Raw genomic sequence first — 19,827 nt, forward strand, 5'->3', positions numbered from 1 at the left:
ATGCAAGCCCTGAACAACCTCAACCTCGAGTCGCTGCTGGACACCCTGTTCAGCGTGAGCGCCGCCTTCGCCCTCGGCGGGCTGATCGGGCTGGAGCGCCAATGGCGCCAGCGCACGGCCGGGCTGCGCACCAATGCACTGGTGGCCGTGGCCTCGGCGGTCTTCGTGGACATGGCCCAGCGGCTCGGCGGCAACGCAAGCGCCGTGCACGTGGTGGCCTATGTCGTCTCGGGCGTGGGCTTCCTCGGCGCCGGCGCGATCATGAAGGAAGGGGCCAATGTCATCGGCCTGAACACCGCGGCCACGCTGTGGGGATCGGCGGCCGTGGGCGCCTGTGCCGGCGCGGACCTGCTGGGCGAAGCCGTCGTGGCCTCGCTGTTCGTGCTGGCCAGCAACACGCTGCTGCGCCCGGTGGCGAACCGCATCAACCGCCGGCCGGTGGAGGAGGAATCCAGCGAGGCCACCTACACGGTCTATGTGATCTGCGGGCGCGACCGGCAGGCCGAGGTGCACGAGCGCCTGATCGAGCTGCTGGAGGAGGCGAGCTATCCGGCGCGCGCGGTGGATCAGCACCCCTTCGGCCAGAACGACGCCGAGATCGGGGCCACGCTCTACGCCACCGCCGTCGTCCCTGAGCAGCTCGACGAGGTGACCGCGCGCCTGGAGGCCACGCCGGGCGTGGTCCAGGCGTTCTGGAACGCCAGCGCCGAGGAGTGAGGGCCCGCCCGCCGGAGCCCTTCATGCCAGTTTCAGCTTGACCACTTACGCCGGCGGGTCGACATCGACGACCTGCCCAGCCCCCACACCCCATGCAGCCCATACCCGACGATTCCGAGGACACCGAACACAGCGCGGCCGAGCGCGCCGCCGCCGCATCCCGCAGCACCTGGGTCAGCGTCATCGTCAACCTGGCGCTCACGTCGACCCAGATCACCGCCGGCCTGCTGACCAAGTCCCAGGGCCTGGTGGCCGACGGCGTGCATTCGCTGTCCGACCTGATCGCCGACTTCGTCGTGCTGCTGGCCAGCCACCACAGCCGGAAGGACGCCGACGCGGACCACCCCTATGGCCACCACCGCTACGAGACGGCGGCCTCGCTGGTGCTGGGCCTGCTGCTGCTCGCCGTGGGCCTGGGCATGCTGGGCTCGGCCATCACCAAGCTGCAGCAGCCCGAGGCCATCCCGCAGGTGCACATGGCCGCGCTGTGGGTGGCGCTCGGCGCGCTGACGGCCAAGGAGCTGCTGTTCCGCTACATGCTGGCCGTGGCCAAGCGGGTCAAGTCCAGCATGCTGGTGGCCAATGCCTGGCATGCGCGCTCGGACGCCGCGTCCTCGCTGGTGGTCGGCATCGGCATCATCGGCAACCTCGCGGGCTACCCCATCCTCGACCCCATCGCCGCGGCCATCGTCGGCTTCATGGTCACCCGGATGGGCTGGGAATTCGGCTGGGATGCCCTGCACGACCTGATGGACAGGGCCGTCGACGAGGAGGAGGTCGCGGCCATCCGCCTCACGCTGGTGGAGACGCCCGGCATCATGGGCGTGCACGACATCCGCACCCGCAAGATGGGCGACATGGTCGTCGTGGACGCCCACATCGAGGTGGACGCGGCGCTGACCGTGGAGGCCGGCCACGAGATCGCCGTCGAAGCGCGGCGCCGCGTGCTGCAGCGCCACCGCGTGCTGAACCTGATGACCCATGTGGACCCGTGGCGCCGACCGGACGGGGACCACGACGGGGTCGCGGCCGCGACGCGCGCTTGACCGCATTGCGCGGTCGGCCTTTTCACGTCAGGTCATGCATGCAATAGGGTTAACCCTTGAATTTCGCTTGCAAGACTAGGTGATAACCCTTATATTCACTCACATCAACAACGGAAGAAAGAAAGGGAAAACCATGGAATTGCTGATCGTGACCCTCGTGCTGTCGACCCTGGCCGTGATGGGCCTGCTGCGCGACGACCTGGCCGGCAACGCGAACGCTGCCGCAGCCTGACCTGTCCGGCGGCCCAGGGGCCGCCACACCGCATCAAGGGCTGCCTCGGCAGCCCTTTTGTTTTGGCGTGCAAGGCGGGCAGAGGTGAAAGACTCTCAAGCTCTCAGCCCAGCAAGGCCGGCGCGATCTGCGTCAGCAGCAAGCCGGCCACGGCGCAGGCGCCGAGCAGCGGCATGACGCCCAGATCGAAGCCGAACAGCGCGATGCCCGCCGCGAGGCTGACGAGGGCGGACACCGCGTCGAAGCGCCCCGAGAGCCCCTCGGGCCACAGCACATGGAGGGCGAAGAACAGGGCCAGGTTCAGGATGCCGCCCACCACGGCGGCCGTGATGGCCGTCAGCGGCGCCATGAACTTCAGCTTGCCATGCGTCGTCTCGATGAGGGGCCCGCCGGCCAGGATGAAGACGAAGGACGGCAGGAAGGTGAAGAAGGTCACCAGCACGCTGCCCGCAACGCCGGCCGCGAACAGCGCGTCCGGACCGAACACCTGCTGGGTCCAGCCGCCGACGAAGCCGACGAAGGCCACCACCATGATCAGCGGCCCCGGCGTCGTCTCGCCGAGCGCCAGGCCGTCGATCATCTGCGTGCCGCTCAGCCACTGGTGCTGCTCGACGGCGCCCTGGTAGACATAGGGCAGCACCGCATAGGCGCCACCGAAGGTCAGCAGCGCCGCCTTCGTGAAGAACCAGCCCATCTGCGTCAACGCCCCCTCCCAGCCGAAGCGGGCGGCCAGCAGGGCCATCGCGGTGCCCCAGAGCCCCAGGCCGATGCCCAGCACGCGGGCCAGGCCGGCCCAGGAGAAGCGGGCATGCGGCGGGGGCGGCGTGTCGTCGTCGATCAGCGCGGGGCCATAGCCGGCCTCGGCCTTGCCGCCATTGCCACCCGTTGCGAAGACGCCGGGCGCCCAGCTGCCGCCGACAACGCCGATGGCGGCCGCGCCGAGCACGATCAGCGGGAAGGGCAGGTCGAAGGCGAAGATCGCGAAAAAGGCCGCCGCCGCGATGCCCCACAGCCAGCCGTTCTTCAGCACCCGCGTGCCGAGGCGGTGGGCCGCGTGCACGACCAGAGCCGTCACCGCCGGCTTGAGCCCGTAGAACAGCCCCGCCACGACGACGAGCTTGCCGTGGGCGACATAGAGCCAGGACAGGCCGATCAGGATGAACAGCGACGGCAGCACGAACAGGCTGCCGGCCACGATGCCGCCCCAGCTGCGGTGCATCAGCCAGCCGATATAGGTCGCCAGCTGCTGGGCCTCGGGCCCGGGCAGCACCATGCAGTAGTTCAGCGCGTGCAGGAAGCGCCGCTCGCTGATCCAGCGCCTGCGCTCGACCAGTTCGGCATGCATGATCGCGATCTGCCCGGCCGGGCCGCCGAAGCTGATGAAGCCGAGCCTGAGCCAGAAGCGCAGGGCCTGCCAGAAGCGCACGGGGGTGGGGCGGGCCGAGGGATCGGGGGCTTCAGTCATGCCCGGTATTTTCATGGGCTGCGCAGGCCTGCCCCCGCCGCCACCTGCACGGCCGGATCCGGCTGCACCAGGCCCTGCGCATCGGCGACGGCGGCCCGGTGCGAGGCGGCGTTGCCCGCAGTGACTTCCGGTACCCGGCCACCACGCCAACTCCATCACTTCGGCACCGAATTGAAGGGTTGCCGGCGGGTAAATCGGCGAGTGGCGCCAGCCCCCGGGGCTACACTCGACTCACCTGTCAAGCTGTTTTCGGCAGGATTTCGTTGATCACAGGACTCGCCTCATGAGCTCCAAATTGAAAGTCGCCGGCTGGGTTGCCCTCGGCGCCGTGGCAGGTGCCCTCGCCACGATGCAGCTCCAGGCCAATGCGCGCAGCAGCCTGTCCCCCCTCCCGCTCGAAGAGATGCAGCAGCTCGCGGCGGTCTTCGGCATCGTCAAGAGCGACTACGTCGAGCCCGTCGACGAGAAGAAGCTGATCAACGACGCGATCGGCGGCATGGTGTCCGGGCTCGACCCGCACTCGCAGTTCTTCGACAGGAAGAGCTTCAAGGAATTCCGCGAAGGCACGACCGGCAAGTTCGTCGGCGTCGGCATCGAGATCGGCATGGAGGACGGCCTCGTCAAGATCGTCTCCCCCATCGAAGGCTCGCCCGCCTTCCGCGCCGGCCTGAAGAGCGGCGACCTGATCTCCCGCATCGACGACACCGCCGTGCGCGGCCTGACCATCGACCAGGCCGTCAAGAAGATGCGCGGCGAGCCGGCCACCAAGGTCAGCCTCACGATCTTCCGCAAGGCCGAGAACCGCAGCTTCCCGGTGACCATCGTCCGCGAGGAGATCAAGGTCCAGAGCGTGCGCGCCAAGATCGTCGAGCCCGGCTATGCCTGGATCCGCGTCAGCCAGTTCCAGGAACGCACCGTCGACGATTTCGCCAGGAAGCTCGAAGAGATCTACAAGCAGGAGCCCAAGCTCAAGGGCCTGGTGCTGGACCTGCGCAACGACCCGGGCGGCCTGCTCGAAGGCGCGGTGGCCGTCTCGTCGGCCTTCCTGCCGCGCGACGTCGAGGTGGTGTCCACCAACGGCCAGGTGCCCGAGTCCAAGGCCAGCTACAAGGCCAGTCCTGACGACTACCGCCGCCGCAGCAGCGACGACCCGCTCAAGCACCTGCCCGTCGCGCTGAAGACCGTGCCGCTGGTGGTGCTGGTCAACGAGGGCTCGGCCAGCGCCAGCGAGATCGTCGCCGGCGCGCTGCAGGACCACCACCGCGCCACGCTGATGGGCGCGCAGACCTTCGGCAAGGGCTCGGTGCAGACCGTGCGCCAGCTCGGCCCCGAAACCGCGCTGAAGATCACCACCGCGCGCTACTACACGCCGAGCGGCCGCTCCATCCAGGCCAAGGGCATCGTGCCCGACGTCATGCTGGACGAAACCGCCGAGGGCAATGTCTTCGCCGCGCTGCGCATGCGCGAGGCCGACCTTGAGAAGCACCTGGCCAACGGCCCCGAGGAAGACGCCGCCCGCCTGAAGGCCCGCGAGGAAGCCCGCGCCAAGCTGGAGGCCGAATTCGCCAAGCGCGCCGAGCCGCCCAAGCCCCTGCCCGAGTTCGGCTCCACCGAGGACTTCCCGCTGCTGCAGGCCCTGAACCAGCTCAAGGGCCAGCCGGTCGTCGCGTCCAAGACGGCGGCAGAACGCAAGGCCGAGGCCAAGGCTGAATAAATCGACGCTTGTTTGGAGTTGAAACGGGCCTCGTGAGAGGCCCGTTTGCTTTCCTGCGGCACGACAGCCGGGGCACCTCGGCGCTACCATCCGGCCATGCGCGCACAACTGGCCGATGAGCTGATCCAACTGAGTCCCGCCGAGAAGCGCGAGCTGGGCGAAGCGCTGATTGCCAGCGCCGATGCCGACACGGCCGACTCACGGCAGCTCACGGATGCCCAACGCACGGAACTGCGCGCGCGCCTGACCCACCACCGGGCCAATCCGGGCGAGCCCGGCATCACCCTGCAGGAACTGAAGACCAAGCTGCTCGGCGCCCGCGCATGAGCTTCGGCTTGATCTTCAAGCCGCGCGCCGAAGCGGAGATCGCCGAGGCCTTCGCGTGGTACGACCAACCTACCATCCGCCAGGGCGAGGCCTTCTTTTCCGAGCTGGAGCGCGTCGAACGCTTCATCCGGTTGAATCCCCTGCTCTATCCGGAGGTCGACCCGGCCATCCGCCAAGCCAACCTGCGTCGCTTCCCCTATTCGCTGTTCTACGTCGTGGACGGCAGCGTCATCAGCGTGCTGTCGTGCTTCCACCAGCACCGAGACCCCGGCACACGGCCTGCCCGCGGCGACGCGTAACACGGCTCGCTCAGAAGCAGCGTTATGGCCTCGGCCGCGCGACCGCCAATGCTCCCAGCGCCGCGATGGCCCCGAGCGCCGGCACCGCCCGCCAGCCCAGCGAGGCCAGCAACACCGACCCCAGCGCCGCGCCGCTCGCCATGCCCGCGAACATCGAGCTGACCAGCACGGCGTTGAGCCGGCTGCGCGAGGCGGGGTCGAGGCCGTAGACGACGCTCTGGTGCGAGACCAGCGCGGCCTGCACGCCCAGGTCGAAGACGACGGCCACGACCACCATCAGCCACAGCGAGGCCGGCGCCAGCGCCTGCACGGCAAAGGCGGCCAGCACCAGCAGCGCCCCGACGCGGATGACGGCCTGCGGGCCGCGCCGGTCCGCGAGGCCGCCTGCCAGCGGCGCGGCCAGCGCACCCGCGGCGCCGGCCAGGCCGAAGGCGCCGGCCACCGCGCTGCCCTGGCCGAACTCCGGCCCCGCCAGCACCAGGGCCAGCGTCGACCAGAACGCACTGAAGGCCACGCTCAGCAGCCCCTGCGCGAGAGCCGCACGGCGCAGCGGCGCATGCTTCATCCACAGCCCCGCCATCGACGCCAGCAGCGCGCCATAGCCGGCCGACGTCGCCGGCACGAAGCGCGGCAGGCTGCGCCACAGCAGCGGGATCAGCAGCGCGACGGCGACCGCCGCACTTGCGTACACCGCGCGCCAGCCGGCCAGCGCCGCCAGCGAACCGGCCGCCACGCGCGACAACAGGATGCCGAGCAGCAGCCCCATCATGACCTGGCCGACGCGCCGGCCGCGCTCGGCCTCGGGCGCCAGCGTCGCGGCGGCGGGCACCAGGTCCTGGGCCAGCGTCGCTGTCAGGCCGATGGCGACGCTGGCCAGGCCCAGCGCGCCGAAGCTGGGGGCCAGCGCGGCAAAGGCCAGGGCCGCGACCAGCGCGGCCGACTTGACCGCGATGATGCGGCGCCGGTCGTAGCGGTCGCCCAGCGGCGACAGCAGCAGGATGGCCGCGCCGTAGCCGAGCTGGGTCAGCGTGGGCAGCAGGCCGATGGTGGCGCTGCCGACGCCGAACTGCTGGGCCAGCAGGCCGAGCAGCGGTTGGACATAGTAGATGGAGGCCACGGCCAGGCCGGTGGCCGTGGCCAGCAGGAAGGTCAGGGCCGGGCCGAGAACCGCCGGCGCGGCATGAGGGGCGGGAGTGGACTTCATGGGGCGGCAAGTGTGACGACCTGCCAATAGCCTTGCAGGACCCACCCCTGTCGCGGCCGCAGGCAGGCACTATCCTGGCGCCATGAACGACGCCGACCTGCTGCGCTACTCCCGCCATCTGCTGCTCGACGACATCGGCATCGAGGGCCAGCAGCGCCTGCTCGATGCCGGCGCCCTCGTCGTCGGCGCCGGCGGCCTGGGCTCGCCGGTGGCCCTCTACCTCGCGTCGGCCGGCGTCGGCCGCATCACGCTGGTCGACCACGACACCGTGTCGCTGACCAATCTGCAGCGCCAGATCGCCCACGACATGGGCAGCCTGGACCGCCTCAAGGTCGAGTCCGCCGCCGCCCGCATGGCCGCGCTGAACCCGGCCGTGCAGGTGCGCCCGCTGGCGCGCCGGGCCGACGCCGCGCTGCTCGACGCGGAGCTGCCGCGCGTCGACGTCGTCATCGACTGCAGCGACAACTTCGCGACCCGCCACCTCGTCAACGCGGCCTGCGTGCGCCACGCCAGGCCGCTGGTCTCCGGCGCGGCCATCGGCTTCGACGGCCAGGTCAGCGTCTACGACAGCCGCTCGCCCGAGCACCCCTGCTACGCCTGCCTGTTCCCGCCCGAGTCGGGCTTCGAGGACGCCGCCTGCGCGACGATGGGCGTGTTCGCGCCGCTGGTGGGCATCGTCGGCAGCGTGCAGGCGGCCGAGGCGCTGAAGCTGCTGGCCGGCATCGGCGAGCCGCTGGCCGGCCGGCTGCTGATGCTGGACGGGCGGCGCATGCAGTGGAGCGAGATCGCGCTGCGGCGCGACCCCGACTGCGCGGTCTGCGCCGGCAGGCGCGGCCGATAATCGCCGCGAGAGACCGCCCCACATGCCCGCCGCCAGCCCCGCACCCGCAGAACCCGCCGCCTCGCTGCGCATCCTGGTCGTGGACGATGACGAGGCCGTGCGCGGCAGCATCGCCTACCAGCTGGACCGGCTGGGCCATCAGGTCATCGAGGCCTGCGATGCGCAATGGGCGCTGGAGCTCTTCGACCGCCACCGGCCCGACCTCGTCCTCAGCGACGTCGACATGCCCGGCTTCGACGGCTGCTGGCTGGCGCGCCAGGTGCGCGAGCGCGACCAGCGCGGCTGGACGCCCCTGATCTTCCTGTCGGCGCTGGGCGAGGCCACCAGCGTTGCCGCCGGCATCGCCGCGGGCGCCGACGACTACCTGCTGAAGCCGGTCCACCCCGTCGTGCTGGAGGCCAAGCTGCACGCGATGCGCCGGCTGCGCGACATGCGCTCGCAGCTGGAGGCGCTGTCGGAGGAACTGCGCTGCGCCAACGTCGAGCTGCTGCGCCAGGCCCGGCACGACGGCCTGACCGGGCTGCTGAACCGGCGCGGCCTGGACGAGCAGCTCGACGTGGCCATCGAGCTGTCGCGCCGCAACCGCATGCCCTTGACCGTCATGCTCTGCGACGTGGACCACTTCAAGCGCTACAACGACGGCCTCGGCCACCACGCGGGCGACGAATGCCTGCGTCACGTCGGCGCGCTGCTGAGGCAGTTGGCGCGGCGCCCGATGGACTCCGTGGCCCGCTACGGCGGCGAGGAATTCGCCCTCGTGCTACCGGACACGCCGCGCGCCGGTGCGCGCACGCTGGCCCACGCCATCACGCGCATCTTCGAGACGACGGCCCTGCCCCATCCCGATTCCCCGGTCGCCGCCCACGTCACGCTGTCGGGCGGCATCACCACCTGCGACCCTGGCAGCGCCACGCCCGCCGCCACGCTGCTGCAGCGTGCCGACGAGGGCCTCTATCTCGCCAAATCGCAGGGGCGCAACCGCTTCGTCAGCCTGTGAGTGCGCCCCCAACGACCGCCCCGCCCATGAACCGCCGCCTCGACCTCACCGCCCGCAATTTCCCGTCCGCCAAGGACGAATGCGAGACCCTCGTCCCGCACCCCGACTACGACGGCCCCGGCAGCGCCTACGAGCTCGCCTTCAAGGACGAAGCCTTCCTGCTGCGCGACGACATGCGCCCGGTGCGCATGCAGCTGGAACTGCTCAAGCCCGAGCTGCAGCTGACCGAGCAGGGCGTGCGCAGCACCGTCGTCATCTTCGGCAGCGCGCGCATCCTGCCGCGCGACGTGGCCGAGCAGCGCCTGGCCCTGGCCGAGGGCGGCGGCGAGTCCGGCGCCATCCGCCGCGCACGCATGCAGCTCGACATGAGCCGCTACTACGAGGAGGCGCGGCGCCTCGGCCGGCTCATCACCGAAGCCTCGGCCGCGCGCGGCCAGCCCATCTACGTCGTCACCGGCGGTGGCCCCGGCATCATGGAGGCCGGCAACCGCGGCGCCTTCGAGGCCGGCGGCAAGAGCATCGGTCTGAACATCGTGCTGCCCCACGAGCAGCGCCCCAACCCCTACATCACGCCGGAGCTGTGCTTCCGCTTCCACTATTTCGCGCTGCGAAAGATGCATTTCCTGATGCGCTCGGTCGCGCTGGTCTGCTTCCCCGGCGGCTTCGGCACGCTGGACGAACTCTTCGAGAGCATGACGCTGATGCAGACCGGCAAGAGCCGCCGCCGCCCCGTGCTGCTGTTCGGCCGCGAGTTCTGGAGCCGGCTCATCAACTTCGACCTGCTGCTGGACACCGGCATGATCAGCCCGGGCGACGAGCGCCTCTTCCACTACGTCGAGACGGCCGAGGAGGCCTGGACCCTGCTCGAAACCGAATACGAACTCGCCACCACGCCCACGCTATGACCCAGCTCAGAAACGTCTCCCTGATCGGCGCGCCCACCGACATCGGCGCCGGCGCCCGCGGCGCCAGCATGGGCCCCGAGGCCATGCGCGTGGCCGGCCTCGCCGAGGCGCTGCGCGCGCGCGGCGTCGACGTCGTCGACCGCGGCAACCTCAGCGGCCCGGCCAACCCCTGGCTGCCGCCGGTCGAAGGCTACCGCCACCTCAGCGAGGTCGTCGCCTGGAACCAGGCCGTGCACGAAGCCGTCTACGCCGAGCTGAAGACCGGCCGCATGCCCATGCTGCTGGGTGGCGACCACTGCCTGGGCCTGGGCTCGATCAGCGCCGTCGCGCGCCACTGCCGCGACACCGGCAAAAAGCTGCGCGTGCTCTGGCTGGACGCCCACGCCGACTTCAACACCAGCGTGCTGACCCCCAGCGGCAACATCCACGGCATGCCCGTGGCCTGCCTGTGCGGCTTCGGGCCGCAGGAGCTGATCGAGATCGGCGGCCAGGTGCCGGCCATTCAAGCGAAGTGGGTGCGCCAGATCGGCATCCGCAGCGTCGACGAAGGCGAGCGCCGCTTCGTGCACGAGCAGGACCTCGAAGTCTTCGACATGCGCTTCATCGACGAGATGGGCATGCGCCACACGATGGAGCTGGCCCTGGCCACGCTGGACGACCACACCCATCTGCACGTCAGCTTCGACGTCGACTTCCTCGACCCGGTGATGGCGCCCGGCGTCGGCACCACGGTGCCCGGCGGCCCGACCTACCGCGAGGCCCATCTCTGCATGGAGATGATCGCCGACACCGGCCGCATGGCCTCCATGGACCTGATGGAGCTGAACCCGGCGCTGGACGAGAAGAACCGCACGGCCCTGGTCGCGCTGGACCTGATCGAAAGCCTGTTCGGCAAGAGCACGCTGATGCGCAAATAAGCGCAAACCGAGCCATGGACGCCACGCCCTATCTGCTCGTCCAGCTCAGCGACCCGCACATCACGCAGCCGGGCCGGCTGATCTGCGGCCGCGTCGACACCGCCGCCGCGCTGCGCCATGCCGTCGAGCGCGTGCTGCAGATCCGGCCGCGGCCCGTGGCCGTGCTGATCAGCGGCGACCTCGTCGACGCCGGCCATCCGGCCGAATATGCCCAGCTGCGCGCGCTGCTCGCGCCGCTGACCGATGCCGGCCTGCCGCTCGCGCTGCTGCCCGGCAATCACGACGCGCGCGGCCCGCTGCAGGCGGCCTTCGCCGACCTGCCCGGCGTGCACTGCGGCGAGCCCGGCGCCGCCGCCCTGCAGTACGCGCTGGACCTGCCCGGCCCGCTACGCCTCGTCGTGCTCGACAGCCTCGTGCCCGGCCAGCCCCAGGGCGGCTTCGACGACGCGCGGCTGGACCAGGCCCGCGCGCTGCTGGCCGAGCGCCCGTCCATGCCCACCCTCGTCGCGCTGCACCACCCGCCCCACGCCACCGGCCTGGCCGCGATGGACGCGATGGCGCTGCAGCAGGGCCTGGACGGCTTCGAGGCGCTGATCGCCGCCCACCCGCAGGTGCTGCGCGTCGTCTGCGGCCATCTGCACCGCATGACGCTGGGCCGCATCGCGCATGCGAGCGTCGTCAGCGCACCGTCCACGGCCCACCAGATCGCGCTGGAGCTCGCGCCGGACGCACCGCTCGGCGTGGCGCTGGAGACGCCGGGCTGGCTCATCCACGCCTGGGGGCCGGGGCTGGAACCGGTCACGCATCTGGCGCAGGCGGGCAACCCCGAGGTCATCCCGGATATCTAGGCGCTGGCCAAGTGCGAGGATGCGGCGCATGAAGAAGCCGCCTGCCCTCCTTGCCCTCATGCTGGCCATCCAGGCCTTCGCGCAAACGCCGCAACCGCCCGGCGACACCGAGCGCTACACCCTCTTCCAGGCTCCCGTCACGCTGCTGCGCAACGCCCAGCTCTTCGACGGCAGCGGCGGTGCGCCGCGCGAGCACATGAGCGTGCTGATCCGCGACGGCCGCATCGCCGACGTGAAGCCCGATGCCGAGCTGAGGGCGCCCGCCGGCGCCCTCGTCAAGGACCTGGCCGGCGGCGCGCTGATGCCCGGCTTCGTGCTGCTGCATGAACACCTCTTCTACCCGACCGAGCGCGGCAGCTACGGCGCCTTCTTCCAGAGCTTCCCGCTGCTCTATCTCGCCGGCGGCGTGACGACGCTGCGCACGGCCGGCAGCATGAGCCCCTATGCCGACCTCAACACCTGGAAGGACATCCGCGAAGGCCGGGCCGTCGGCCCCGACATGGACGTGACGGCGCCCTTCCTGAACGGCATCCAGGCCTTCGTCGCCCAGGTGCCGCGGCTCGCGAGCGCGGAGGACGCCGTGCGCCAGGTCGGCTACTGGGCCGACGTCGGCGCCACGTCTTACAAGGGCTATATGCACCTGACGCGCGAGCAGCTCGCCGCCATCGTCGAGGCCGCCCACGAGCGCAAGGCAAGGGTGACGGCCCACCTCTGCGCCGTCACTTATGCCGAGGCCGCCACGATGGGCATCGACAACCTGGAGCACGGCTTCTTCGCGTCCAGCGATTTCGTCGACAGCAAGCAGCCCGACGCCTGCCCGGCCGGCGACGCCGTGCCACGCTCGCTCGACGCGCTGGCCGTCGACGACCCGCGCATGGCCGCGCTGCAGCGCCGGCTGATCGACCGCAAGGTGGCGCTGACCTCCACGCTGACCGTCTTCGAGACCTTCTCCCACGGCCGCCCCATGGCCCCGGCCGCGGCGCTGGACCTGCTGATGCCGCAGCTGCGCGAGCAGTACGTGGCCCGCTACACGGCCATCCAGCGCGGCGGCCCCAATGCCTATGGCCGCGTGCTGGCCAAGGACATGGCGTGGGAAAAGCAGTTCGCCGACGCCGGCGGCCTGCTCGTCGCCGGCACCGACCCGACCGGCTATGGCGGCGTCATCCCGGGATACTCCTCGCTGCGCCAGTTCGAGCTGCTGCGCGAGGCCGGCTTCGATGCCGCCGCCACCGTGAAGATCATGACGGCCAACGGCGCGACCTATCTCGGCCGCAGCGCCGACATCGGCCGCATCGCGCCGGGCCTGCGCGCCGACCTGATCGCCTTCGCCGCGCCGCTGGACGCGGCCAGGCCGGCGCTGCCGGACGTGGCCTGGACGATGAAGGCCGGGCGGGCCTGGGACCGGGCCAGGATCCTGAATGCATGGAAGGGCCAGGTGGGGCTGCGTTGACGGCGGAATAAAGCCCGCCCTGCCAGGGTAGTGCTGGCATGGACAAGACCTTCGCCCTGCTCGCCCTGCTCGCCGCACAGGCGGCCGCGGCCGCGCCCGACCCGGCCCGCGGCCAGGCCATCTACCAGGCCCGCTGCACCGCCTGCCACTCGCCGGACTTCAACGGCGTCGGCCCCGCCCACCGCGGCGTGTTCGGGCGGCTGGCGGGCACGGCCAAGGGCTATGCCGGCTACTCGGCCGCGCTGAAGAAATCGGGCCTCAGGTGGAACGAGGCCAACCTCGACCGCTGGCTGGCCGACCCCGAGACCCTGGTGCCCGGCCAGGCCATGGGCATCAGCCTGGCCGACGCGGGTGAGCGCGCCGACGTCATCGCCTTCCTGAAGACGCTGGCCAACGCAAAAGACTAGGCGCGCCGCCCCCGGCGAGCCGCGAACAGCGCCGCGAAGGCCCCCAGCACCAGCGCCAGCGAGCCGGGCTCGGGCACCTTGGTCAGGTTGTAGCCCATGGCGTCCAGCGCAACGACTTCCGGTGAATACCGGTTCAGCGTCGGATGCGACCCCGGCGTAGCGTAGGCATCCTGCACCTGCGGTACGGCACCGGTCGGCAGCGGGTTGCTGGCCCAGTCGCCGTAGTCGGCACCGTCACTGCAGTTGTGGAACTGGGCCAGCTTCGTGCTGCCGTCCAGCGAGAAGTAGGCGGCCGGCTCGCCGCCGCAGGCGTGAGGCGCATAGGTGCGGTTGCCGGCAGCGTCGTAGCGGAACAGATCCTCCGTCGCGGGGTCCGCGAAGAATCCCGTCTGACCCACGTCCGAACCCAGGCCCAGCACCTCGTCGATCTCGTGCTCGACAACCGCCAGCAGGCTGTATTGGCCGGTGGTGCCGGGACTGCCCACGTCGGTCAGATGCGTGTTCACGGTGATGGTGCCGTCCAGGCCACCGGGCGTGGCGACCGAGAAGCCGAGCGCCTTGAGGTTGGCGGCTTTAACAATGACGAAATTGCTGCCCGTCACGGGATTGGTCGCCCCGCCGGGGAGATGAGCCAGGGCCGTGGTGTCTGTGGCATCGCCTGAACTGCCGGCGATCAGGCTGTTGATGAAATTCTGGTAGCGGGCCTGGAAGACGTAGGACGAACTCCCGCCGAGGCCGCCGCCCTCCTGGAACTTGATCGATACATTGATCGGGTTCGTGAAGACGTTGTCGTAGAAACTGGCCGCCGAATTGATGACCGCTTCGATGGCGGCCGCATTGGCATCGCCGGTGATGGTCGTATCGAAGATCGGCGTGATCACCAGGTTGGCATGCGCCGGCAGGGCCCAGGTCAACGCGACGGCCGACACCGCGGCGGACAGGGCGGCCCGGATGCCGGTCGAGGCGGAAAAAGGCTTGCGGTTGCGGTTCATGAAATCCCTCCACGCCGGTGGCTGTGTTGTTCAAATGCGGATCGACCCCGGCCCCGGTGCCCGACCGGCAGGCCTGGGCCACCGCCCAACGCTCGCGGCACGTGACAAGCAAGAAGCAATCCCGGCTCATTGCCATTTCGCTTTTCCCGTTGGGGGACAGTGACTTGGCGCCCATGCCGGCGGGATCGGGGCGCGCCGGCCGCGCCGCCGTGTAAACCAAACCGACGTTTGCCGCCACCGCCTGCCAAGGCCGGGAATAAAACCCGGCGCGCGCCGGTAGAGCAGCAGGTCACCACTTCCCTCGCGAGGGCGACCATGCACAGACGCGACTTCCTCCACCTCGCCGGCCTCGGCGGCGGCGCCATCTTCTCGGCCGGCCTGGCCGGCTGCGCGGCGACCGGGCGGCGCCAGGACGGGTTCTATTTCGTGCAGCTGTCCGACACGCACTGGGGCTTCCAGGGCGCGCCCAACCCCGATGCGCGCGGCACGCTGCCCAAGGCGGTCGCGGCCGTCAACGCCCTGCCCCAGGCGCCCGACTTCATCGTCTTCACCGGCGACCTGACCCACACCACGGACGACCCCGCCGAGCGCCGCCGCCGCATGGCCGAGTTCAAGCAGGTCGTCGGCGAGCTCAAGGTCAAGACCGTGCGCTTCATGCCCGGCGAGCACGACGCCGCGCTGGACCGCGGCGCCGCCTTCAAGGAAATGTTCGGCGACACCTGGTACCGCTTCGACCACAAGGGCGTGCACTTCATCGCGCTGGACAACGTGTCCGACCGCGGCACGACGCTCGGCGCCGAGCAGCTCGGCTGGCTGCAGGCCGAGCTGGCCAGGCTGGACCGCGACGCGCCCCTCGTCGTGCTGGCCCACCGGCCGCTGTTCCCGCTGGTGCCCAAGTGGGACTGGCACACCCGCGACGGCGACCAGGCCCTGGCCCTCTTGATGCCGCACAGGAACGTCACCGTCTTCTACGGCCACATCCACCAGGAGCACCACCAGATGACGGGCCACATCGCCCACCATTCGGCACGCTCGCTGATGTTCCCGCTGCCCGCGCCCGGCACGGCCGAGAAGCCGCTGCCCGTGGCCTGGGACCCGGCCGCGCCCTACCGCGGCCTGGGCTGGCGCGAGGTCGAGGCCGGCGGCAGGGACGTGGAGCGCATCGAGCATGGAGTCTCTGCAGCATGAGGCGCCGACAGCTCTTGCTGCTCGCAGCCGTGGGCATGGGCGCGCGAGCCCAGGCGCCGCGCGAGATCGAGATCACGGCCCAGCGCTTCAGGTTCACGCCCAACGTGATCCCGCTGAAGGCCGGCGAGCCGGTCGTGCTGCTGATACGCTCGCTCGACTTCGCGCACGGCTTCTTCGTGCCCGACCTCAAGCTGCGTACCGACCTCATGCCCGGCCGCGTCACCCGCCTCGCCCTCACACCCCAGGTCGCTGGACAGCTCGCCTTCCTGTGCGACAGCTTCTGCGGCGACGGACACGAGGGCATGGATGGTCACTTCATCGTGACATGACCGACGCGCGCCGCTTCGAGGCCACCGTGCTACCGCTGCTGGACGCGGCACACAACCTCGCGCGCTGGCTGCTGCGCGACGCGGCCGCGGCCGAGGACGCGGTGCAGGAAGCCGCGCTGCGCGCTTTCCGCTACTTCGCCGCGCTGCGCGCCAACGAGGACGCCCGGCCCTGGTTCCTTGGCATCGTGCGCAATGCCTGCTTCACGGCGCTGGCCCGCGAGCGCGGCCGGGCCGACGTGGCGCTGCTGGACGAGGACGGCTGGGAGCAGCTCGAAGCCCGCTCGCCCAGCCCCTTGCCCGACCCGCTCGCGGCCCTGGGCGCGCGGCGCGAGCAGGTGCTCGTGGACGCCGCCCTGCGCCAGCTGACTCCGCCGATGCGCGAGGTCATCGTGCTGCGCGAACTCGAAGGCCTGGACTACCGCGACATCGCCTACATCGCCGGCATCCCCATCGGCACCGTGATGTCGCGGCTGTCGCGCGCCCGCGCCCAACTCAAACGCGAGCTGCAACTCGCAGGTCTGCCCTGATGAACGACGACGACCTCACCCGCCTGCTGCAGCAGCACGCCAGCCGCCACCCGGCCGGCGAGGGCCTGCGCGCCAAGCTGCGCACGCAGCTGACGCTGCAGGCCGCCGCGCAGGAGCAGCCACGCCCGAGGCCGGGTTGGCGCGAACGACTCGCTGCGTTGACACGCATCCACCCGGCCTTCGCCGGCGCCGGTGGCCTCGTCGCCGGTGTCGCGCTGACGCTGGCGGCCGTGCTCGTCGCGCCGCGGCTGATGCCCGACGGCCAGTTGCCCGACGAACTCGTCGCCGCCCATGTGCGCGCGCTGCAGGTGGGGCCGCTCTACGAGGTCGCCTCCAGCGACCGCCACACGGTCAAGCCCTGGTTCCAGGGCCGGCTGGACTACGCGCCCACCGTGCTCGACGCGCCGCTGCGCGAGCAGGGCTTCGCGCTGCTCGGCGGGCGCGTGCAGGCCCTGCAGGGCCGGCCCACGGCGGTGCTGGCCTACCAGGTGCGGCTGCACAAGATAGCCCTCTACCAATGGCCGGCCGAGCGCGGCACGGCGCCCGAGAAGCTGCAGCGCCGCGGCTTCAACCTCGTGCGCTGGAGCGACGGCGCGATGCAGTTCTGGGCCGTGTCGGACCTGGACGGCGCCGAGCTGGAGCGTTTTGCCGCCGCCTGGCGCAAGGCTCAGAACCTGTAGCTCAGGCCCAGCGTCAGGTAGCGGCCGACGGCGCCCTCCTGGTGCAGCGACGGGTTGTAGTGCGCACCGCCCGACGACACGCCGCCACCCGTGGAGCCCGACGCGAACGCGTCGATGGGCGCGGCGCGGTCGAACAGATTGGCCACCGACGCACGCAGGCTGAAGCGCTCGCTGACCTGCCAGCTGCCGCTGAGGTTGACCGTCGTGAACGAGGGCACGCGGCACAGCGGCGAGCCGCCGGCCGGCAACCCATTGGGGAAGATCGTCGACAGCGCCGAGGCGCAGTCCGGCAGGTTGTAGCTGGCGTCTTCCACGCGCATGCCGCTGGTGTAGTTCAGCGTGCCGGTCAGCTCCACGGGGCCGCGCGCCCAGGTCAGCGCCAGCGCGCCACGCTCGCGCGGCGTGCCGGTGTTGGTGGACACGAAGCTCGGCCCATGCGTGCCCGCCAGCTCGTAGACCTGGCCCGGGCCGCGGTCGATGGTGTAGCGGATCATGTGCGTCCACTGCAGCTGCGGCGTGAACCGGCCCCAGGCGCCGCCGTCGAGCTTGAGGCGCAGGTCCAGGTCCAGGCCGCTGCTGCGGGCGCTGCCCAGGTTGATGAAGGGGTAGGTGCCGTAGAGGATGGTGTCGTCCGGCCCGGTGGGCGCGGCGTTGGCCGTCGTCGGGCTGTGCACGCGGTAGAGCCTGGTGCCGTAGGCATCGGGCGTGTCGATCTGGTACTGGCCGAACAGACCCACCGACACGATCTGGTTGCTGATCTTGACGTCGTAGTAGTCCAGCGACAGGTTGAAGGCCGGCCCCGGTTCGAACACCAGGCCCAGCGTGTAGCTCTTGCTCTTTTCGGGGCGCAGATCCTTGCCCGGCAACTGCAGCTGGGTGCCGCCCACGTAGATGTCGCAGGGCTGGCCGGGCTTGACGACGGCGCACAGCGCCGTGTCCAGCAGCGGCGGCAGATAGCCGGCGCTGGAGCCCGAGATGCCGATCTCGACCGGGTTGGGCGCGCGGAAGCCGCCGGCATAGGTGCCGCGTAGCGTCAGCTCGCGCAACGGCAGGAACTTGAAGCCGAGCTTGGGCGTCGTCGACGAGCCATAGGTGTCGTAGTGGTCCACGCGCGCGGCGGCGTCCACCTCCAGCTGCCTGGTCAGCGGCGCGGCCAGCTCGACGTAGGCCGCCGAAATGGTCTGCTTGCCGACGCCGAAGGCGTAGATGTTGCTGGCCTGCAAGCCGCTGGCGAAGCCATCGGGGAAGCGCTCGTCCAGCGAGCGCTTCGTGAACTCGAGGCCGGTGCCCAGCGCGAGGTTGCCGCCGGCCAGCTTCATCAGGTCGCGGCTGGCGCGCAGCGACACGAAGTTCAGCGTGTTCGACGACGTGGAGCGCCCCTCGGGCGTCAGGCTGGCCAGCACGTCGGCGGGGTTGTTGGCGCCGATGACGTATTTGCCGCTGTTCAGCGCCGCCTGCAACGCCGGCAGGCTGATGAAGTTGCGCATCGTCAGCTCGGTGGCCACGCGGGTCAGGCCGAGCGCCGCCTGCACGTCCCAGCCGGCCCAGCCGCCGGAGAGCTCGGCGACGAAGCGGGTCGAGCGCGTGGCGGTGCGCGAGCGCTGCGCCGGCAGGTCGGCGAAGGTCTGGTCCACCGGGTTGCCGCTGACGGGGTCGATGACGTTGCTGCCGTTCAGCGCCGTCGGCGTGGGCAGCGGGTGGTCGGGACCGAAGGCGAAGGTCGTGATGCCCCCCTTGGGCGACACGCCGTTGAGCAGGCCCACCTGCGTGGCCGAGCTGCCCAGCACCGAGCCGGCCAGCGACAGCGTCCAGTCCTGCGGCAGCAGCGCCGTGAGCTTGCCGAGCAGGCTGTAATTGCGCGTCTGCGGCGACACCTGCAGCTCGGGGTTGGCCGTGAGGCCCAGGTTCTGGCCGCCGTAGCGCGTCCAGTCCGAGCCGCCCAGGGCCGGCCGGTCGCTGAGCAGGATGGGCTGCTGGCGGCGCGCGCTGGCGGCCACATAGCCGGCCATGCCGTCGCGGTCCAGGTCGCCGAAGCCGCGTGCGCCCGAGAGCTTGACCGAGCGGCCATCGCCCCGGCTGGCGCTGCCCACCTCGGCATGCAGCGCCCCGCCCTGCTGGCTGCGCTTGAGGATGACGTTGACGACGCCGGCCATCGCGTCGGAGCCGTAGATGGCCGAGGCGCCGTCCTTCAGCACCTCGACGCGCTCGACCGCGTCCACCGGGATGGAGGCGATGTCGACGAAATCGCGCTGGCCGTCGTCGGGCAGCGGGTAAGGGGCCATGCGGTGGCCGTCGATCAGCACCAGCGTCGCGCCGACCGTCATGCCGCGCAGCGAGATGCCCGAACCGCCGGCCCCGAAGGCGCCCGGCGTGGCCTGGCCCAGCGAGCCCATGTTGTTGGCCGACAGATGCTGCAGCACCTCGCCCAGCGTGCTGTAGCCGCTGCGCGCGATGTCATCCGCCGTGAGCTTCTGCACCGGGCTGGGCGTCTCGCCGTCGCTGCGGCGGATGTTGGAGCCGGTGACGACCACGCGGGCCAGCGCCGCCTTGTCACCCTCGCCCGCCGCGCCGTCCCCGGTGGCCGACTGGGCCCACAGCGCCGGGGCAAAGCAGGACAGCAGGGCCGCGGCGAGCGGCAGCAGGGGCGAGCGGACGGGCATGTTCACGGCGGGTTCACCTGTGGGGGAGGGCTGAAAGGGCGCGATTCTCGGATCAGCAAGAAGCGCGCCGCACGCTGGCCAC

The 19,827-nt window shown here is 70.9% G+C and carries 20 protein-coding genes; 16 read left to right on the plus strand and 4 right to left on the minus strand.

What is annotated here, in order from left to right:
* Entirely contained in the window at positions 1-717 is a 717-nt protein-coding gene (locus NYP07_RS02755) for an MgtC/SapB family protein (RefSeq protein ID WP_268147170.1), read from the plus strand.
* Positions 718-809: 92 nt separating this feature from the next.
* Positions 810-1,763, plus strand: a complete 954-nt coding sequence (locus tag NYP07_RS02760) for a cation diffusion facilitator family transporter (protein WP_268147172.1) — start codon at positions 810-812, stop codon at positions 1,761-1,763.
* A 335-nt stretch (positions 1,764-2,098) separates the two neighbouring features.
* On the opposite strand, the gene chrA is transcribed toward NYP07_RS02760, so the two are convergent.
* Positions 2,099-3,460, minus strand: coding sequence for a chromate efflux transporter (gene chrA, locus NYP07_RS02765; protein WP_268147174.1), 1,362 nt, complete (start codon positions 3,458-3,460; stop codon positions 2,099-2,101).
* A 283-nt stretch (positions 3,461-3,743) separates the two neighbouring features.
* Here chrA and NYP07_RS02770 point away from each other — a divergent pair, with 283 nt between their 5' ends.
* From NYP07_RS02770 to NYP07_RS02780, 3 genes are all read left to right on the plus strand, one after another.
* Positions 3,744-5,174 carry a S41 family peptidase gene (locus NYP07_RS02770; RefSeq protein WP_268147177.1) on the plus strand — a complete coding sequence of 477 codons (1,431 nt, stop codon included), beginning with the start codon at positions 3,744-3,746 and terminating at the stop codon, positions 5,172-5,174.
* 96 nt (positions 5,175-5,270) lie between these two features.
* On the plus strand, positions 5,271-5,501 hold the full coding sequence (locus NYP07_RS02775) for an addiction module protein (protein ID WP_268147179.1): 231 nt from the start codon (positions 5,271-5,273) through the stop codon (positions 5,499-5,501).
* Positions 5,498-5,800, plus strand: coding sequence for a type II toxin-antitoxin system RelE/ParE family toxin (locus tag NYP07_RS02780; protein ID WP_268147181.1), 303 nt, complete (start codon positions 5,498-5,500; stop codon positions 5,798-5,800). Before NYP07_RS02775 ends, NYP07_RS02780 begins: the two co-directional genes overlap by 4 nt.
* A 22-nt stretch (positions 5,801-5,822) precedes the next feature.
* On the opposite strand, the gene NYP07_RS02785 is transcribed toward NYP07_RS02780, so the two are convergent.
* Complete coding sequence (locus tag NYP07_RS02785; protein WP_268147183.1) at positions 5,823-7,004, minus strand: MFS transporter; 1,182 nt, start codon at positions 7,002-7,004, stop codon at positions 5,823-5,825.
* Positions 7,005-7,086: 82 nt separating this feature from the next.
* On the opposite strand from NYP07_RS02785, the gene NYP07_RS02790 reads away from it, so the two are divergent.
* From NYP07_RS02790 to NYP07_RS02820, 7 genes are read left to right on the plus strand one after another with little or no spacing between them, the layout of a single operon-like run.
* A complete protein-coding gene (locus NYP07_RS02790; protein WP_268147185.1) occupies positions 7,087-7,845 on the plus strand; it encodes a HesA/MoeB/ThiF family protein in 759 nt (252 codons plus the stop codon).
* Between the two features lie 22 nt (positions 7,846-7,867).
* Positions 7,868-8,842, plus strand: coding sequence for a GGDEF domain-containing response regulator (locus NYP07_RS02795; RefSeq protein ID WP_268147187.1), 975 nt, complete (start codon positions 7,868-7,870; stop codon positions 8,840-8,842).
* Positions 8,843-8,868: 26 nt separating this feature from the next.
* The gene (locus NYP07_RS02800) at positions 8,869-9,747 is read left to right on the plus strand and encodes an LOG family protein (RefSeq protein ID WP_268147189.1); all 879 of its coding nucleotides are present in this window, start codon (positions 8,869-8,871) and stop codon (positions 9,745-9,747) included.
* Entirely contained in the window at positions 9,744-10,664 is a 921-nt protein-coding gene (gene rocF, locus NYP07_RS02805; RefSeq protein WP_268147191.1) for an arginase, read from the plus strand. The genes NYP07_RS02800 and rocF overlap by 4 nt, the downstream gene beginning before the upstream one ends.
* 14 nt (positions 10,665-10,678) lie before the next feature.
* The gene (locus tag NYP07_RS02810) at positions 10,679-11,512 is read left to right on the plus strand and encodes a phosphodiesterase (protein ID WP_268147193.1); all 834 of its coding nucleotides are present in this window, start codon (positions 10,679-10,681) and stop codon (positions 11,510-11,512) included.
* 28 nt (positions 11,513-11,540) lie between these two features.
* The gene (locus tag NYP07_RS02815; protein ID WP_268147195.1) at positions 11,541-12,962 is read left to right on the plus strand and encodes an amidohydrolase family protein; all 1,422 of its coding nucleotides are present in this window, start codon (positions 11,541-11,543) and stop codon (positions 12,960-12,962) included.
* 38 nt (positions 12,963-13,000) lie between these two features.
* A complete protein-coding gene (locus NYP07_RS02820; protein ID WP_268147197.1) occupies positions 13,001-13,369 on the plus strand; it encodes a c-type cytochrome in 369 nt (122 codons plus the stop codon).
* Here the strand turns inward: NYP07_RS02820 and NYP07_RS02825 are convergent.
* Positions 13,366-14,361, minus strand: a complete 996-nt coding sequence (locus tag NYP07_RS02825) for an NF038122 family metalloprotease (protein ID WP_268147199.1) — start codon at positions 14,359-14,361, stop codon at positions 13,366-13,368. The genes NYP07_RS02820 and NYP07_RS02825 overlap by 4 nt on opposite strands.
* A gap of 315 nt (positions 14,362-14,676) precedes the next feature.
* On the opposite strand from NYP07_RS02825, the gene NYP07_RS02830 reads away from it, so the two are divergent.
* From NYP07_RS02830 to NYP07_RS02845, 4 genes are read left to right on the plus strand one after another with little or no spacing between them, the layout of a single operon-like run.
* Positions 14,677-15,549, plus strand: coding sequence for a metallophosphoesterase family protein (locus NYP07_RS02830; RefSeq protein WP_268147201.1), 873 nt, complete (start codon positions 14,677-14,679; stop codon positions 15,547-15,549).
* Positions 15,546-15,878, plus strand: coding sequence for a cupredoxin domain-containing protein (locus NYP07_RS02835; protein ID WP_268147203.1), 333 nt, complete (start codon positions 15,546-15,548; stop codon positions 15,876-15,878). The genes NYP07_RS02830 and NYP07_RS02835 overlap by 4 nt, the downstream gene beginning before the upstream one ends.
* Positions 15,875-16,405, plus strand: a complete 531-nt coding sequence (locus NYP07_RS02840; protein ID WP_268147205.1) for a sigma-70 family RNA polymerase sigma factor — start codon at positions 15,875-15,877, stop codon at positions 16,403-16,405. Before NYP07_RS02835 ends, NYP07_RS02840 begins: the two co-directional genes overlap by 4 nt.
* On the plus strand, positions 16,405-17,085 hold the full coding sequence (locus NYP07_RS02845; RefSeq protein WP_268147206.1) for an anti-sigma factor family protein: 681 nt from the start codon (positions 16,405-16,407) through the stop codon (positions 17,083-17,085). Before NYP07_RS02840 ends, NYP07_RS02845 begins: the two co-directional genes overlap by 1 nt.
* Here the strand turns inward: NYP07_RS02845 and NYP07_RS02850 are convergent.
* Positions 17,073-19,745: a TonB-dependent receptor gene (locus NYP07_RS02850; protein WP_268147561.1), complete on the minus strand. Its 2,673-nt coding sequence runs from the start codon at positions 19,743-19,745 to the stop codon at positions 17,073-17,075. The genes NYP07_RS02845 and NYP07_RS02850 overlap by 13 nt on opposite strands.
* Between the last annotated feature and the right edge of the window lie 82 nt (positions 19,746-19,827).

It is taken from the genome of Pelomonas aquatica (assembly GCF_026712205.1).
In the GTDB taxonomy this organism is placed as follows: Bacteria; Pseudomonadota; Gammaproteobacteria; order Burkholderiales; family Burkholderiaceae_C; genus Pelomonas; species Pelomonas aquatica.